General features: G+C 49.6%; 16 protein-coding genes and 5 tRNA genes. 17 read left to right on the forward strand and 4 right to left on the reverse strand.

What is annotated here, in order from left to right; translation table 11 throughout:
• Nucleotides 1-46 precede the first annotated feature (46 nt).
• The 8 genes from NI000_RS21010 (at nt 47) to NI000_RS21045 (ending at nt 9,817) form a co-directional block, all read left to right on the forward strand.
• Nucleotides 47-913 (forward strand): glycosyltransferase family 2 protein, encoded by an 867-nt coding sequence (locus NI000_RS21010; RefSeq protein ID WP_253413502.1) that lies wholly within the window; start codon nt 47-49, stop codon nt 911-913.
• Nucleotides 914-917: 4 nt separating this feature from the next.
• Nucleotides 918-2,324, forward strand: coding sequence for an undecaprenyl-phosphate glucose phosphotransferase (locus NI000_RS21015; protein ID WP_253413383.1), 1,407 nt, complete (start codon nt 918-920; stop codon nt 2,322-2,324).
• A gap of 176 nt (nt 2,325-2,500) precedes the next feature.
• Entirely contained in the window at nt 2,501-3,580 is a 1,080-nt protein-coding gene (locus NI000_RS21020) for an acyltransferase family protein (protein WP_253413384.1), read from the forward strand.
• A 140-nt stretch (nt 3,581-3,720) separates the two neighbouring features.
• Entirely contained in the window at nt 3,721-5,094 is a 1,374-nt protein-coding gene (locus tag NI000_RS21025; protein WP_253413385.1) for an outer membrane lipoprotein-sorting protein, read from the forward strand.
• A 227-nt stretch (nt 5,095-5,321) separates the two neighbouring features.
• Nucleotides 5,322-6,509, forward strand: coding sequence for an alanine racemase (alr, locus tag NI000_RS21030; protein ID WP_253413503.1), 1,188 nt, complete (start codon nt 5,322-5,324; stop codon nt 6,507-6,509).
• A 383-nt stretch (nt 6,510-6,892) separates the two neighbouring features.
• Nucleotides 6,893-7,174 carry a CopG family ribbon-helix-helix protein gene (locus tag NI000_RS21035; protein WP_010494551.1) on the forward strand — a complete coding sequence of 94 codons (282 nt, stop codon included), beginning with the start codon at nt 6,893-6,895 and terminating at the stop codon, nt 7,172-7,174.
• A 3-nt stretch (nt 7,175-7,177) separates the two neighbouring features.
• Nucleotides 7,178-7,528: a type II toxin-antitoxin system PemK/MazF family toxin gene (locus NI000_RS21040; protein ID WP_010494553.1), complete on the forward strand. Its 351-nt coding sequence runs from the start codon at nt 7,178-7,180 to the stop codon at nt 7,526-7,528.
• 126 nt (nt 7,529-7,654) lie between these two features.
• Nucleotides 7,655-9,817: a Tex family protein gene (locus NI000_RS21045; protein ID WP_253413504.1), complete on the forward strand. Its 2,163-nt coding sequence runs from the start codon at nt 7,655-7,657 to the stop codon at nt 9,815-9,817.
• A gap of 98 nt (nt 9,818-9,915) precedes the next feature.
• Here the strand turns inward: NI000_RS21045 and cmpA are convergent, their stop codons facing one another.
• Together cmpA and NI000_RS21055 are read right to left on the reverse strand one after the other, a co-directional pair.
• A complete protein-coding gene (gene cmpA, locus NI000_RS21050; RefSeq protein WP_010494556.1) occupies nt 9,916-10,062 on the reverse strand; it encodes a cortex morphogenetic protein CmpA in 147 nt (48 codons plus the stop codon).
• A 72-nt stretch (nt 10,063-10,134) separates the two neighbouring features.
• Complete coding sequence (locus tag NI000_RS21055; RefSeq protein WP_253413386.1) at nt 10,135-10,497, reverse strand: hydrolase/acyltransferase; 363 nt, start codon at nt 10,495-10,497, stop codon at nt 10,135-10,137.
• 140 nt (nt 10,498-10,637) lie between these two features.
• On the opposite strand from NI000_RS21055, the gene NI000_RS21060 reads away from it, so the two are divergent.
• The 3 genes from NI000_RS21060 to NI000_RS21070 all read left to right on the forward strand — a co-directional run bounded on the left by NI000_RS21060 (nt 10,638) and on the right by NI000_RS21070 (nt 11,309).
• Entirely contained in the window at nt 10,638-11,114 is a 477-nt protein-coding gene (locus tag NI000_RS21060; protein WP_253413387.1) for a SprT family protein, read from the forward strand.
• A gap of 18 nt (nt 11,115-11,132) precedes the next feature.
• Nucleotides 11,133-11,208: transfer RNA gene (locus NI000_RS21065), tRNA-Asn, on the forward strand.
• 10 nt (nt 11,209-11,218) lie between these two features.
• Nucleotides 11,219-11,309: transfer RNA gene (locus NI000_RS21070), tRNA-Ser, on the forward strand.
• Nucleotides 11,310-11,535: 226 nt separating this feature from the next.
• On the opposite strand, the gene corA is transcribed toward NI000_RS21070, so the two are convergent.
• Entirely contained in the window at nt 11,536-12,468 is a 933-nt protein-coding gene (gene corA / locus NI000_RS21075; protein ID WP_253413505.1) for a magnesium/cobalt transporter CorA, read from the reverse strand.
• Between the two features lie 169 nt (nt 12,469-12,637).
• Here corA and NI000_RS21080 point away from each other — a divergent pair.
• Nucleotides 12,638-12,709, forward strand: a tRNA-Glu gene (locus NI000_RS21080).
• Nucleotides 12,710-12,854: 145 nt separating this feature from the next.
• A tRNA-Leu gene (locus NI000_RS21085) sits at nt 12,855-12,937 on the forward strand.
• 104 nt (nt 12,938-13,041) lie between these two features.
• On the opposite strand, the gene NI000_RS21090 is transcribed toward NI000_RS21085, so the two are convergent.
• The gene (locus NI000_RS21090; protein ID WP_253413388.1) at nt 13,042-13,251 is read right to left on the reverse strand and encodes a CsbD family protein; all 210 of its coding nucleotides are present in this window, start codon (nt 13,249-13,251) and stop codon (nt 13,042-13,044) included.
• A gap of 370 nt (nt 13,252-13,621) precedes the next feature.
• Here NI000_RS21090 and NI000_RS21095 point away from each other — a divergent pair.
• From NI000_RS21095 to NI000_RS21110, 4 genes are all read left to right on the forward strand, one after another.
• Nucleotides 13,622-13,704, forward strand: a tRNA-Leu gene (locus NI000_RS21095).
• Nucleotides 13,705-13,870: 166 nt separating this feature from the next.
• On the forward strand, nt 13,871-15,175 hold the full coding sequence (locus NI000_RS21100; RefSeq protein WP_253413389.1) for a plastocyanin/azurin family copper-binding protein: 1,305 nt from the start codon (nt 13,871-13,873) through the stop codon (nt 15,173-15,175).
• A gap of 158 nt (nt 15,176-15,333) precedes the next feature.
• Nucleotides 15,334-15,930: a sigma-70 family RNA polymerase sigma factor gene (locus NI000_RS21105; RefSeq protein ID WP_253413390.1), complete on the forward strand. Its 597-nt coding sequence runs from the start codon at nt 15,334-15,336 to the stop codon at nt 15,928-15,930.
• A gap of 5 nt (nt 15,931-15,935) precedes the next feature.
• Nucleotides 15,936-16,736 carry an anti-sigma factor gene (locus NI000_RS21110; RefSeq protein ID WP_253413391.1) on the forward strand — a complete coding sequence of 267 codons (801 nt, stop codon included), beginning with the start codon at nt 15,936-15,938 and terminating at the stop codon, nt 16,734-16,736.
• The last annotated feature ends 5 nt before the right edge of the window (nt 16,737-16,741 follow it).

Consider the following 16,741-nt stretch of genomic DNA (forward strand, 5'->3'; position numbering starts at 1 on the left):
TTCATGATATAATTAGAAATACATGTCTAGTTTATGGAGTCAGTTTATGGACTTAAGTATTATTATTCTTAACTACAATACGCGCGAACTCACCTTGAATTGTTTAAAATCGATTTATTTGTCGGAAACCTCATTTACCTATGAAGTGATCCTCGTCGACAATCATTCCGTGGATGACTCCGTGGAGGCTATCCGGGCAAACTTTCCGATGGTTCATTTAGTATGCAACGATGTCAATTTAGGATATTCCAAAGGGAACAATCAAGGGATGAGCCTAGCTAAAGGGCGGTACGTTCTTTTGCTAAACTCGGACACGGTTGTTCAACCGGATACGTTGCATACGATGACCCAATTCATGGATGAACATGCGAGCATCGGAGCAGCAGGCTGCAAAGTAGTACTGCCTGACGGATCGCTGGACAAAGCATGCCGGAGGGGATTCCCAACCCCTTCAGCCTCTTTTTATTATGCTTTTGGATTTTCGAAGTTATTCCCAGGTAACCCGAAATATAACCAGTATCAGCTAAGCCATCTGGACCCGAATCAAGATTATCCGGTGGATTGCTTGGTCGGTGCATTTATGATCGTTCGTAAAGAAGCTATCGATCAAGTGGGGATGCTGGATGAACAGTTTTTTATGTATGGCGAAGATATCGATTGGTGCTATAGAATAAAACAAGGTGGATGGGATATTCATTATTATCCGTACACTCAGATTATTCATTATAAAGGCGCCAGCAGTCGTCGTAAGCCTTTTAAAATCATCTACGAGTTCCACCGCGCCATGTATTTGTTTCATCAGAAGCATTATCGAAAAAAGTACTCATTTTTGGTGAATGGTCTCGTATATGCAGGAATTACTGTAAAATTTTTGAGTTCTTTATTATTAAATCGTTTCGGATCGGTGAGGTGAGAAAATGGTACGGCAAAGTCAGGGGTTTTTATCACAAATTTATGCTTTTACTGACTTTATTTGCGTGCAGCTCATTTTCTTATTTTCATGGTGGCTAAAGTTTAAAAGCGGTTGGATTCCCTTTGATAATCCGCTCCCACTTCATAGCTATGCATTGTGGAGCTTAATATACGGCGGCATAGCGATTTTCTTAAGCTATTCTTTCAACTTTTACACGCCGAAGCGCAGGAAAAAGTTTTCTTATGAGCTATTTACGATCATTCAGGTTTATACGATAAGCTTGTTAATTCTATTAAGCTTCCTGTTTATTTTTAAAGAGCTTGACATTTCGCGTTCTTTTCTGCTGTTATTTTTGGTAAATAATATACTTGCTATTAGCTTTTATCGGTATATCCTTAAGACCTCTTTGAAGCGTTTGAGACAGAAGGGATACAACAAACAATTCGTCTTAATTTTGGGAGCCGGTTCGATCGGTAAGAGATTCTACCGGAATTTATTGAAGCATCCCGAGTTGGGTTATGAAGTAGTGGGTTTCCTAGATGATTTTCATGATTGTCATGAAGTCGGTTTTGAAAACTACAAACCTATCCTTGGACGGGTCGATGAACTTGAGGCCATTCTGGAAAAGACACTAATTGACGAAGTAATCATTGCTTTGCCATTGGACGCCCATCATAAGTTCGGAAAAATTATCAATACTTGTGAGAAAGCCGGAGTTAAAACGTTAATTATTCCTGATTATTTCGATTATCTTCCGTCCAAGCCGTATTTTGATAATTTTGCAGGTATTCCGTTAATTAATGTTAGAGATATTCCGTTGGATGAATTTAGAAATCGCTTCTTCAAACGAGCCTTTGATATTGCATTTTCGTTAGCTGCAATCCTTATTACGCTGCCATTATTAATCCTTATTGCCATCGGCGTGAAAATCACCTCGCCGGGACCTATTATCTTTAAGCAAGAGCGCGTCGGATTGAACAGACGGAATTTCATGATGTATAAATTTCGCTCGATGCGAATACAAACAGAACAATCTTCCGATACCCAATGGACGACAGAAAATGATCCGCGCAAAACAAAGTTCGGCACGTTCTTGAGAAAAACAAGCTTGGATGAACTTCCCCAGTTTTTCAACGTATTGTTCGGACATATGAGTGTTGTTGGCCCCCGGCCGGAACGGCCGTATTTCGTAGAACAATTTAAGGAAGAAATTCCGAAGTACATGGTGAAGCATCATATTCGCCCCGGGATTACCGGCTGGGCTCAGTCCAACGGGCTGCGCGGCGATACGTCCATAGAGGATCGGATCAAGTACGATATTTTCTACATTGAGAACTGGAGCTTTTTGTTCGATATCAAGATTATTTGGAAGACGATCATCAATGGCTTTGTTAATAAAAATGCATATTAATTTATAGAGCAACATCTTCAAAAAATTGTATCTTGTATTTTGGAGTTTACTGTTTGAGGCACTGGCATCCTTTGAGCTGGTGCTTCATTCGTGTTTTAAAGATATGAATTTAGTGGCTTACCCTTAAACAGCCGATGTTAAACTAGCAGGAGGGGGGAGTTGAGGAGGTTTTAATAATGAGTAAAAAGATTAATGGGACTATGGAGGGACTGCGAGGATTCCTTGCTGTCTCAGTGTTGTTATTTCATATTTATGGATCTGCAGTATTGGAAAAATATATAGTGGAAATACCTAAAGAAAATTTGTTTTACCTTATTAATTATGCAGGTCCAATATCAGTAAATATTTTTTTCATTATCAGCGGATACTTGATTATTGGCAGCTTAATAAACAGTAAGACGATCGGACATTTTTTTCTCAACAGAATATTACGAATTTATCCAGTTTTTCTAACATTACATTTATTCATTTTTTCAATTGGACCCATAATAGGATATAAATGGATGAAAGATATCGATCTTGTAAAGTATATCGTACACTTCTTTTCGAATTTATTTCTATTACCAGGCATCTTTCCACTTCCTATAGCTCAAATTGTAGCATGGTCCTTAAGCTATGAATTTTTATTTTACATAATCTCGGGAATTGTTGTTTTTATCATTAGAAAAAACCTGATACATAATGTTTTAAAATATATTTGTTACATACTTCTGGTTCTTACTTGTATAATTATAACCTCATTTCATCCCAACATGTTATTTTTCATTGTAGGTGTTGCTTTGTTTTTGTGTGAGAACAAGTTGAAAAAATGGTACGAATCTCGTAAAGTATTTTACTTTAATGGTATTATTTTTTTAGGATTAATGTTTTTTTCTTATCATACTGAAAACTTCAAAATTATTGTACCCGTACTGTTAAGTTTTCTTTTTTTTCAGACAGTTATTTTCGAGCATGGCTTATTTTCTAAATTTCTTAATACAAAACTATTAAGATATTTTGGGAAAATAAGTTATAGTTTATATATGTGGCACACTTTCGTTATGTTCCCTTTAAAAATCCTTGTACCTAAAATAAGTTTCTTCTTTAAGGTTTCCTCATCTTTTTCATTTATGATCTACGCTTTTCTATCTATTGTTTTATCAATAATTATTTCAGACTTGTCTTATAAATTCATTGAAATAAAAGCAACCGGCTATGTTAAAAAGTTATTGATGAAGAAGAGGGGAGACAAAGTGATATCTTCGGTTTCATCATAAAATTAATTTGGATAACTCCTATAACCAACCCGTTATAGGAGTTTTTATTTCCTCGCCAAACCTTGTCTGCATAATTGGCCAAGTCCCTACATAGACATGATATCAATCTGGATTGATTATGTGGTGGAGGGGATGAGACGATGCGGCGGTTCACGTGGGTGGTGGCCCTTGTGATGGTTTGTTTAAGCCTGGTGGTATCCGGGTGCGGCAAAAAGGATGCAGGATCGGTAGTAAAGGAATTGGACGGTGTGATGAGCAAGCTGCAGAGCTATCACGGGAAAGGGCAGATGACGCTGCGTACGGGGCAGGATCCTCAGGAATACGACGTGGAGGTTAGTTTTCAGGCCCCTTCGTTCTATCGGATCTCGCTGACGAATGCGAAGAAGGATATTACGCAAATTGTGCTGCGCAACGATGACGGGGTATTCGTGCTGACACCGCATTTGAACAAAAGCTTCCGCTTCCAAAGCGATTGGCCTGAGAATCAAGGCCAAGTTTACTTATACCAGTCGCTCGTCCAAAGCATTCTGATGGACAATGAACGGCATTTTACGTCGGACGAGAAGGCCTATGTATTCGATGTAGTGGCGAATTACCAGAACGGTTCTTTGGCGCGGCAGAAGGTGTGGCTGGACAAGAGAAACTACGCTCCACAGCATGTGGAAGTGTCAGATGCCAACTCCAATGTGATGGTCATTGTAAAATTCGATCAATTTGAGTTTGGTACGAAGTTTGAGAAGGATCAATTTGACATGCAGCGCAATATGACGGGCTGGAACCTAAAGACACTGCCGACGATGATGCAAGGGGATTCGAAAGCCGGTGAGAAATCGGGAACGACCGATTCTAAGGCCGGTACGGGGGCGGCTAGCGGCAAAGGAACGGCGGTTGGTAACGGTACAGGGACAGGAACAAACGGAACCGCTACAGGACAAGGGGCGGGATCTGATGCAAAAGGCGAAGCAGCGGGCACGAACAAAGGCAATGCAGCAGGCGCAGGCACAGCTACAGGTGACAGCAAGGGTGCTGCCACACCCGGAACCAGCGACAGCTCGAAGACGAGCAGTGCCAGCGGCAACCAAGGCACGGCGGCAGAAGCCGGAAGCGACAAGGGGGCAGCGGCCAACGGAGCGCAAGCGACAGCTGCAGGCGCCAAAAAAGACACTTCCAAGCAGCAGTCGTTCGGCATCATCGAACCGCGCTACATGCCGAGCGGCGTGAAGAAACAAGACGTGACGGAGCTTAAGCTGGGCGAAGAACAAGCGGTCATGCTCCGCTACTCCGGAAAATATAACTATACGTTAGTGGAATCGCGTCCGCAGGTACAGACGGTATCGATCTTACCAGGGGATATCTTAGATCTGGGCTTTACGCTCGGCGTTGTAACCGGAGATGCGAAGAAAACATTGACCTGGACCTACGACGGCATAGAATTCCGCTTATCTACAGGGGACTTGCCGGCGACGGAGATGATTAAGGTAGCGCAAGCGGTGCAGGGGGAAATCGGTAAATAGTTGAAAGCAGCAATCCGATGACTGTGATTCGGTTCCGTAACACGCAACGAACGCCTAATCATCAAAAACTGACGGGCGCGATATTACTATTTTGTTCGTTGACAGGGTCGGCGGTACGCATTACCATGATCATATGAATTTTTTAACGGGAAGCTTCTTTACAGGTGCAAGCTGTGGCCTCGTAAGCGGCTTCCCTTGATTTTATGAGACCGAAGAAGGTGGATCAGGTGGATTCGTTTTACCGGCCGACCCGGGTGGAAATTTCATTGGATGCATTGCGCCATAATTTGGGCGAGTTTCGGCGGGTGCTTCCGGAACATGTAAGCATGATGGCAGTCGTCAAGGCGGACGCCTACGGACACGGAGCGGTGGAGGTATGTCGGGAGGCGCTGCAATGCGGCGTGGAATATATTGCGGTCGCTTTTTTGGATGAGGGTTTGGAGCTTCGGCAAGCAGGTATTACAGCTCCGATCCTCGTATTGGGCTATACGCCCCCGGAAGGGCTGGAAACTGCATGGGCCAATGGGATTACGCTCAATATATATACCCATGAGCTGCTGGATGCGTGGGAACGTTTAGGGGCTAAACAGCGCCCGTTGAATATTCATATTAAGATCGACTCCGGGATGAACCGGCTCGGCTTAACGGATGCGGAAGAAGCGATCGCGCTGATTGAACGGGCGATGCGGACGCCGGGGATTCGAGTGGAAGGGTTGTTTACCCATTTCGCTTGCGCGGACGAAACCGACAAGAGCTATACGCTTGAGCAGTACGGCCGATTCGAGCGGGTCGTCGATTATTTTACGCAAAAAGGAATTCAATTTCCGTACGTTCACGCCGGGAACAGCGCTGCGGGGATTGATACGCCGAATTTATCTTTTAATATGGTACGGCTTGGGATCGGGATGTACGGACTGTATCCGTCTGAAGAAGTGAATAAGCAGCAGATTGATCTGCAGCCGGTCTTGAGCATCAAATCCAGCGTCGTCATGGTGAAGCAAGTGCCCAAGGGTTCAGGGATCAGCTATGGCATCGTCTACCGGACGCAGGGCGAGGAGACGATTGCGACGCTGCCGATCGGGTATGCGGACGGCTTTTCCCGGATGCTGACCGGCAAGGCGCAAGTGTTGATTCGGGGGCGGCGCGTCCCTGTGGTAGGAAGAATTTGTATGGACCAATGCATGCTGAATGTATCCGAAATGCCAGATATCCAAATGGGCGAAGAAGTGGTAATTCTGGGAAGCCAGGGCGAAGACCGGATTACGGCGGAAGAGCACGCAGCATGGCTCGGAACGATCAATTATGAGGTCGTCTGCATGATTTCGCACCGGGTACCTCGCGTGTATATGAAGGAAGGCTGCGCAGCCCGGTCAGTGAATCCGCTGCTGCGGCACGTATGGGAGCCGGAGGCATAACAAAGGCTCCTGCATTCAAAACAGTCCTCCGGCGTCCGACAGTCCCGGCGTTGTGCTTACCGACAAGCGTCGGGCGGAAGAAGCCGACTATAGCAGAGCCAAATGCCCGTCCCAAGGCTCCGCCGCCTGTGCAATCTCTTCGCGGGAAGCCATACTTTTTGTCCAAAAAAAGAACTGGGCGCATTTGCCATTGAATTTTTTCTCCTAACATGAGAGGATTTTCTTGGTTTGCCGCGAATAAGTATAGAGGCAAAATGCTGCGGAGCGCGTCAAGGTATAACATAATTGCTATACCTTCGGCATATATTGATTTTGTATATTTTATCTGGAAGTTTGCCATAATGGAAATAGGTTCTTGTATGTTTTTGGGGGTGCATGTATAGGTGGCGGGTGCGCATAACACGAAGCGAATCATGATCAGCTTGCCGGATTATTTGCTGCAGGAGGTCGATCATCTGGTGGAGAAGGAAAATTCCAACCGCAGCGAGTTTATCCGTCAGGCGATGAAGCTTTACTTGTTGGAGCGTAAGAAACGGCATTTGCGCGAATCGATGCAGCGTGGCTATATGGAAATGGCTAAGATCAACCTGAACATGGCCTCGGAAGCGTTTCAGGCGGAGGAAGAAGCGGACAACACGCTGGACCGCCTGGTAAGCGGGGTGTGACGCTTGATTGTCAAACGTGGCGATGTTTTTTTCGCGGATCTTTCACCGGTCGTCGGTTCGGAGCAGGGCGGCATTCGGCCCGTACTGATCATTCAGAATGATATCGGCAATCGCTTCAGTCCTACGGTGATCGTAGCGGCGATTACGGCGCAGATTCAAAAAGCCAAGCTGCCGACGCATGTGGAGATTGACGCGGAAGCGCACGGTTTTGACAGGGATTCGGTCATCCTGCTGGAGCAGATTCGGACCATCGATAAGCAGCGCCTGACGGACAAAATCACGCACTTGGATGAGGAAACCATGCGCAAGGTCGATGAAGCTTTGCAAATAAGCGTAGGTCTGATTGAGTTTTAACATGCTGACGAGGCGGGGGTGCGGGTACCCTCGCTTTTTTATGTCTGGGAGGAGAAAAGTCGGATGGCAAAAGAGCAAACGGGACTGACAGAAGAAGTTCGGGCGGTTGTGGAACTGACGGAAGAGATGAAAACGGCGATTCAGGAGTGCATTCTGAAGCAGATCGCGTCCGAGCTGCAAATCGCGGCGGGGCGTGTAAAGACGACGGTCGGCCTGCTGGATGAGGGGAATACGATTCCTTTTATCGCCCGGTACCGGAAGGAAATGACCGGAGAGCTCGACGAAAATCAGCTGCGGGACATTGAAGAGCGGCTGACGTATCTGCGCAATTTGGAGGACCGGAAGCTGGAGGTCATCCGTCTGATCGACGAGCAGGGCAAGCTGACGGCCGAGCTGCGTACGGCAATCGAGCAGTCGGTTAAGCTGCAGGAAGTCGAGGACTTGTACCGCCCGTACCGGCAGAAGCGCAAGACGCGCGCGAGCGTGGCGAAGGAGAAGGGTCTTGAGCCTTTGGCGCTCTGGATTCTGACGCAGCCCAAGCAGGGCGATCTGCTTGCCGAAGCGGGTAAGTATATAAACGAGGAGAAAGGCGTCCAGACGGCCGAGGAAGCCGTACAAGGCGCGATGGATATCATTGCGGAGCAAATCGCCGACGATGCGAAAATCAGGGCGTGGGTGCGCCGTCACACGTTCGAGCAGGGCATCCTGCGGACCGAAGCCAGGGACGCCGAGCAGGAATCAGTCTACGAAATGTATTACAGCTACCAGGAGCCGGTCCGCAAGCTGCCGCCGCACAGGATTCTTGCGATTAACCGCGGAGAGCGGGAAGAAGTGCTGAAGGTGGCGCTGGACGTTCCGGTCGAACGGATTCACGAGTATATCGCGAAGCAAGTGATCAAGGGGCCTTCCATCGTGCGCGACACGTTGACGGCTGTCATTGAAGATGCGTACAAACGGCTGATCGCCTCGTCCATTGAGCGGGAAGTGCGCAATGAAATGACGGAGAAGGCCGAGAAAAAAGCGATTGAGGTATTCGCTGAAAATCTGCGCAATCTGCTGCTCCAGCCGCCGGTCAAGGGCAAGGTGGTGCTTGGCGTCGATCCCGCGTACCGGACAGGCTGCAAGCTTGCCGTCGTCGACGATACGGGCAAAATGCTGGAGATCGCCGTCACGTACCCGACGCCGCCGAATAACAAAATAGCGGAAGCGAAAGCGACGTTCAAGCGTCTGATCGACGCTTACCGCGTCGAATTGATCGTCGTCGGCAACGGGACGGCGTCCCGCGAGACGGAGCAGTTCGTGGCCGAGCTGATCGGTGAGATAAAGGCACGAAAGCTCCAGTATCTGATCGTCAACGAAGCGGGGGCGAGCGTCTATTCGGCTTCCAAGCTGGCACAGACGGAGTTCCCGGACTTGGACGTGGCGGAGCGGAGCGCGATCTCCATCGCGCGGCGGCTGCAGGACCCGCTGGCGGAGCTGGTCAAAATCGAGCCGAAAGCGATCGGCGTCGGCCAATACCAGCATGACGTCACGCAAAAAAGGCTCGAAGAGAGCCTGAAGTTCGTCGTCGAGTCGGCGGTGAACCATGTGGGCGTGGACGTGAACACGGCGTCTCCGTCGCTGCTGTCCTATGTGTCGGGCGTCAACAGCACGCTTGCCAAAAATATTGTAAAATACCGAGACGACAATGGGAAATTTACGAGCCGAGCGCAGCTGCAAAAGGTTCCGCGGCTCGGAGCGAAGGCGTTCGAGCAGTGCGTCGGCTTTTTGCGGATCGCAGGAGGCGGCAATCCGCTGGATAACACGCCGATTCATCCGGAGTCGTATGACGTGGTGGACAAGCTGTTCCGTGAGCTGAAGCTGGAGCTGTCGCAGCTTGGCAGTGCCGAGCTGAAAGCGATGCTGCAAAGCTTAGAGCCGGAAGAGCTCGCTACGAAGCTTGGCGTCGGGGTGCCGACGCTGCGCGATATTCTCGATTCGCTGCAGCGGCCGGGACGCGATCCGCGGGAGGAGCTGCCGGCGCCGATTTTCCGCACGGACGTGCTGCAGATCGAAGATTTGAAGCCGGGCATGGAGCTGCAGGGAACCGTACGCAACGTGATTGATTTCGGTGCTTTTGTTGATATCGGCATCAAAAACGACGGGCTCGTTCATATTTCGCAGTTAAGCAATTCCTACGTGAAGCATCCGATGGACGTCGTGTCCGTAGGGGATGTCGTGACGGTATGGGTGCTCAACGTCGACCTGAAAAAGGGCCGCGTCGGTCTGACGATGAAAAAGCCTTCTTAAGCATAAAATAGAGCATAAGCCGGAGAAAAGGGATGTAGCGGAAGCCGCGTCCTTCGCTCTGGCGTATGCTCTATTTGTTTTTGAGCGTGAGCTCATCTTTATTGAAGCTGGGATGTCGTGGGGTCCGTCTCGCTTTTGCGGGTGCGGTAAAAAAACCAGCAATCGTTCAGCAAACGGATTTGCCGTCGGTTTTTGTTGTAAAATGCCCGCATCAGCTGGTTGCAAAGCCATTGTGGCAACACCATCAGTCCCTTCCCGTCTAGCTGCCGTACACTATACAGCATATGGGCGGGAGCCGTTTCGGGTGCAGGTCCTTTTTACGCGAAGTCTTCTTCGTCTTCGTACCACTGCTCAAGCTGTGCTTGAAGCGCGCGAATCTCGGTCAAGAGGGAGATGAGCGGATACTCTTTTTCTTGCGCTTGGATTGCGCTGAAGGTCTGTTCCAGTCGATTGATGTATTCCAGGCCGTGCTGGAGCGTATAGCCCGGGTGCACAAGCTCAAGCCCGTCGAATTCTGCGATAAATACCGGCAGTCCAGGGACGTTAGGCGCGGTCAGCTTGTCCAGCTCCTTATGCAGACGTTGATTAAGTGCGGCCAGTTGGTACATATGGGTAGCGGGCATTTCCACGAATTCGATCTGGTCCTCCAGCTTAAGCAGGGCGCATTTCTTTTTGAACATCGGGTTAAACTCCTCTCTATGGGTCAAAGGGATGATTTGTCCGAAGCAATTCCAGATTCCTACTTGACAGTTTAGCCTAACCTGCGGTTACAATTCAAGAGAGAAACGAAGAGAAACCAGAGAGTAAGGGTGGGAAAACGATGGATGACCGACAGCTGCAGCTGTGGGTAGAGCAAATATCGCTGTCGTCGTTCGGGTGTCCTTTTTTGCATCGGGCGAGGTTCAACCGGAGATTAACATCGACGGGAGGGCGATATTTCACCCGGACGCACGATATCGAGATCAGCTGGCTGCAGTATGAACAGTTCGGAGCCGCCGACGTGGAGAAAATTATTAAGCATGAATTGTGCCATTACCACCTGCATTTGCTGGGCGGAGGGTACCGGCACCGGGATGACGATTTCAAGCGGCTGCTGGCCAAGGTCGGAGGGACGCGCTATTGCCGGTCGCTCCCGCAGGAGTTGAAGCGCACCGAGCCTTACCGGTACAAGCTCGTTTGTACAAGCTGCAGTGCGGAGTATATGCGTAAACGCAAGACCGATCCGAAGAAATACGTCTGCGGTTTCTGCAAAGGCAAATTAAAGCTGCTTGCCCTTGACTTACAGCCGCATTCATGATAAATTAAAAATTGTCTTTCCCTGATAGCTCAGTTGGTAGAGCACTCGACTGTTAATCGAGTTGTCACAGGTTCGAGTCCTGTTCGGGGAGCCATTTCTTTCTTGGAGAGATACCCAAGTGGCTCAAGGGGACCCTCTGCTAAGGGGTTAGACTGCGTAAGTGGTGCGAGGGTTCGAATCCCTCTCTCTCCGCCATACATAAAAAGACCGGCTACCTGAAAAGGTAGCCTTTTTATGTATGGCGTGGAGGGATGAGAACCGGAGGTTCGTCGGAGCGGCAGCCATGCGCCGCGAAGTCTCGCGGGCGCAGCGCGAGTATCCCTCTCTCTCCGTAGATAATAAACGAAACCGCCGAAAGGCGGTTTTTTTATTATCTACGGAGAGGTTAAGAGGGGGCGTCGGCGGTGTTTGTGCGCCCGGGCTAAATCCAATTTTTCCATTTGAAAATAGCCCACATCGAGATCGTGACAACAATCATGACGATCCAAACGTATGCGTACCCGAAGCTCCAGTTGAGTTCAGGGATATTCTTGAAATTCATACCATACAATCCGACGATAAAGGTCAGCGGAAGAAAAATCGAGCTGATAATGGTCAATGTCTTCATGATCACGTTCATACGATCGGATTTAATACTCATTTGCAGCTCAAGCAAGCCGGTGAGCGATTCCCGAAATACGTCCAAGGAATCGACAACGCGAGAAATGTGATCGTAGATATCGATAAAATAAACATCCGCTTCCTGGCGAATATACGGGAAGCTCTGATGCGTTATCGTGCCCAGTAACGTCTTCTCTTCCGTGATAATGCGGCGGAGGTGGTGCATCTTTCGTTTGGATTTAAATATTTCTCGGGATACATGGACGTAAGGATTACGGTAAATCATTTGCTCCAAGCGGTCGACGCGGTCCTCAATCTGATCAATGATGTCGGTATAGTCGTCGACACAGCGGTCTAATAGTAAATATAAGATGCGCCCGCTGTGTTCCATGCTGCCTTCGACCTGCAAGAAATGCTTTTGGAGCTCGGTGATAAAAGGAAGGGGCTCTTTACAAATGGTAATGACAAAATTCGCACCGACCACGATAGCGATTTCGGCCGTAGTAAGCTGCTTGTCCACCACTGCAAAAAACGTCATGAAGACATGGTCTTTGTATCGGTCCACTTTAGGACGCTGATTCAGCTTGATGCAGTCCTCGACCACAAGCGGGTGGCAGTGAAACTGATGTTTAAGCACGTGTTCTACCTGCTTCGCTTCGGGGGCTGTCATATGGAGCCAGACGTTCTCATTGTCGCCCGGAATTCGGGCCTCCTGTTCCGTAACCTGACCGGTAGCATGGTTGAATACCAGCATCGAATACACCTCTGTAGGGGAATGGGGTCCTTTTGCAGTTGATTGTAACATAGGGAGGGATTACCTCCAAAAAAGACGAAAATTTTTTTTGCAAAAAGGCTTGTCAAGCTCATCCCATTCCGCTATAATAACACTTGTCGCTCAAAAAGGCGGCGATCATACAAAGCATGGCCCGTTGGTCAAGGGGTTAAGACACCTCCCTTTCACGGAGGTAACAGGGGTTCGAATCCCCTACGGGTCATAGTAGTAGGGAGAGAACCCTCGGGTTCGTCGGAGCATAAGCTTCGGCAGGAACCGCTTCGCAGTCTCGGAGTGAAACGGAGAGTATCCCCTACGGGTCATAGTAGTAGGGAGAGAACCCGTCGGGTGCATCCCTACGGTAACCTGCGGTTGTGGTGGAATGGCAGACACGCTATCTTGAGGGGGTAGTGGGCGTACGCTCGTGGAGGTTCGAGTCCTCTCAACCGCATCACAAAAAGAAAGAGCTCGCATCTAAGCGGATGCGAGCTCTTTCTTTTTTTTGGCCTAATCCATCTGCGATGCAAACTTTTAACGCGGTTAATCCTGCGGTTATTAAAGCCGGTCGCGCCAGCCGCTTTCCCAGCGGTTGTATTCCTCCTGCGCGGCTTCTTTGGTATGCCCGTATTTCTCCTGAAGCTTCCCGAGGAGCTTTTGCTTTTCCCCATTAATGACATCAAGGTCGTCATCGGTTAATTTGCCCCATTGCTTTTGCGCTTCACCCTTCAATTGCCTCCACTTTCCTTTTAAAACGTTGGTATCCACTCGAATCAGCTCCTTTTGGAAGAAATGTACTATGCATTTAACCCGGTTGTCCGCTTATTGAAACAAGTTCCATAGAGAACCGAAGCATTGTTTGGCCTTATTACCATTCGGGTAATCAAGAAAGGAAGTCAGACTTCCATAACCGAAAGGAGATGTTCCCATGTTGAAGGATGGAGCAACTGGAAGAACAGATCAAGAAGGTGCTGGATGCGAATGACGTCTGCGCGTTCGCCGTTGTATGAGCAGCTTCCGTTTCCCTCGGAACAGATTCGCTTCTTGTGTCTGTTGCCGGCGTTTCCGGCGGAAATGCTCTGCTAAAGGATGCCACTTTACTTTTTCCTGCGAAACCTATACAATGAGTAATACATCCGCGGTTGTGGTGGAATGGCAGACACGCTATCTTGAGGGGGTAGTGGGCGTACGCCCGTGGAGGTTCGAGTCCTCTCAACCGCATATCTAAATAGCTTGCCGATCGTGCAAAGCCCTGAATTTTCAGGGCTTTTTGCTTTTTCCGGACAATAAAAAAATTTTTTGCGTCAGCGGCAAACCGTTTTCGCTTTGGCAGCGTTTCCTCTATTGATTGGCCTAAAAACCTTTAAAATTCGGGAGGAATCTGATGATGAACAAACGTTGGAAACGTGCAGCCCTGCTGCTGGGAAGTGCCCTGATGCTCTCAACGGCTGTAAATGCTGCAACTGCTGCGGACAATTCCAAGGCCACGGCGGTCGCTATCAAAACAGATGCGCAAATCGCTGCAGAGCTGGGAGTATTGCAGGGCGACGGCAGCGGTGTAACCGCGAGCTACTTGTCCCAATCGACGACCCGTTTGCAGGCGGCGATTTTGTTCCTGCGGCTGCAGGGCTTGGAGAGCGAGGCTCTGAGCTTCAAAGGGGGCGTGAACTTTGACGATGCCGGCACGGTCAATGAAAGCAACCAAGCGATATTGGGGTACTTGAAGGCGAATCCGCAGCTTGGGTGGACGGGGACCGGTTCGGGACGGTTCGAACCGATGGGTTCGATCACGGCGCAGCAGTATTACAAAGTGATTTTGGAATCGCTTGGCTATAAGCAGGATACCGATTTTGCTTTTGCAGATACGATTCGCTTCGCGGAAGGCAAGGGCTTGAAAAAAATTGCCGAAGCAGGCAATCTGAATAACGGGCAGATCGCTACGGCAACGGTGGAGGCGCTTGGGGCGAAGCTGAAGGCCGGAGACAAGACGTTGCTGGATACTCTCGTCGGCCAAAAGGTTGTTACCGCCGAAGCTGCGGCGGCTGCAGCCGCGTCGTCCGTTCGTCTCGCGACGAACGATAAGGTCGGCACTTATTTGACGGACGGTTCCGGCAAAACGCTCTACACGTTTACGAAGGATACGCCGTTCCAGAGCGCTTGCAAGGATCAATGCGCAGTCAACTGGCCGGTATTCAAAGCGGAATCGCTGCAGCTCCCGCCATCTTTGAAAATAGAAGATTTTGGCGTTATTACGCGGGAGGACGGCACGAAGCAAACGACATACAAGGGAAGCCCGCTCTATTATTTCCTGAAAGACACGAAGGCTGGAGAAGTAAACGGACAAGGCGTGAACAACGTGTGGTTCGCCGCGAAACCGGAAGGCGCCGGCCTGAAGCAGGAAGACAAGCAGCCGGCTGCTTCCAAGGAATATCAGGTACAGATGGCCGGATTCGCTTTCTCCGCCAAAGAATTGACGGTCGAAGCGGGTTCGAAAGTAACGTTTACGAATAAAGATAAAGTCAAGCATAATGCCGTATCGGATACGCTCGGCGGCGACGGCAAGCCGGTATTCGAAACGAAGCTGCTGGGAGAAGGAGAATCCGAAACGATCACGCTGACCAAGCCGGGTACGTATACGTATTACTGCGCTCCGCATAAAGCAGAGATGAAAGCGACGATTATCGTCAAGTAAAATGTTACTGAACGTTAACCCGGGGTACCCGCCGCAAGGAGGGCCTCGGGTTGTTTGATGTGGAACGGCTAAAAATTGCTTGTTGCCAAACGAAAAGAAATGTCGGAATATGGAGTCAATTCGCTTCCTGTTACTCGTTTTTAACCGATACAAGGAGCGTGGCGTCAGAGACGGGGGTGTTCCGATACGTGCAGCATTATTCGGACGAGCAATTGATGGAATTAATCAAAGCCAAACAAAGCGATGCGCTTCATGTACTGTACGACCGGTATGCCAAGCTGGTCTATTCGTTCGCTATGAAAGCGAGGAAGGACCCGGAGTTTGCCCGGGACGTTGTGCAGTTAGTGTATACCCGAATTTGGACGACGGAGAGCGGATACGATCCGGCAAGGGGGTTATTCGTCAATTGGCTGCTAACCGTTACCCGTAACTTGACGATTGATCAGCTGCGGAAATTAAGAAAACAATCCGCCTTGGTGCCGCTAGAGCATAGGATTGAAGCGGAATTAGGCTCAGCGGAGGTCCATCCTTTTGCAGATCCTGTCTCCCGGAAGTTGTTCAAGCAGCAGCTGGAAGAGGCATACCGATATATGTCAGAGCAACAGATCAAGCTAATCCGGCTGTTTTATTGGGAGGGCTACACCTTAAGCGAAATTGCCGAGATGTCGGAAGAGCCGCTTGGAACAGTGAAAAGCCGGCTCCACCAAAGCTTGAAATTGCTGCGCAAGCACATGACGTCTTGGAGAGAGGAGTGAACGACATGTTTCGAGAAGAATCGGTATGCGAGCTATGCTTTTCTTATTTTCTAGATGAGCTTTCGGAGGAACGGAAACGGGCGTTCGAACGTCATTTGTCCACGTGCCGGACTTGTACTCAAGAGCTTGCGGAGCTTTGGCAGACGTGGCAAGCACTGCCCGCTGAAGCTGAGCTGGTGGAATTGCCCGAAGACTTAAAAGAGCAGGTGCTAGGAAAGGTGCTTGGAGAGCCTGCGTCTGCTGGCGGGGAGACGCTCCTCGAAGAACGTCCCACGGATAAGCGGCCGATCGTGGAGTGGCGTCTTAATGATGGGGCGGCCCGGCGCCGCAAGCGGTGGACGAAAGGGCTCGGGTATACAGCGGCTGCGCTGTTCTTCTTCGTAGGCGGGGCGGGAACCGCCATCGTCGGGGACCTTGGCCTCCCGTTCAAATCCTCTGTCGAGCGGCCGGAAGCCCGGCTGGCCATTCCTGTGGAAGTGATCGGACAATACAGGCTGAAAGCTTTTGATCAAGCGCTTCCGTCGGCAGGCGGGCAGGGATGGTTGACGCGCCAAGGCAATAAAGCGCAGCTGGTGCTGCAGATTCACGGTTTGCGGCCGACGGACGGAGCTCAGGCGTATCAAGTGTGGCTGCTGCGTGACGGCAAGCGTTCCAACTGCGGAACGTTCCAGGTCGACTCTCAAGGAGCAGGAGTGCTGACCTGGGACATGAGGCTTGAGGATACTTCCTTCGACGGCATCGGTATTACGCTGGAGCCCGATTCCCGTGGGTCGGAGCCGCGCGGAAAAAAAGTGCTGGGCACCTGAGAGCA

Origin of the sequence: Paenibacillus tyrphae, from assembly GCF_024158745.1 — a bacterium.
In the GTDB taxonomy this organism is placed as follows: domain Bacteria; phylum Bacillota; class Bacilli; order Paenibacillales; family NBRC-103111; genus Paenibacillus_G; species Paenibacillus_G tyrfis_A.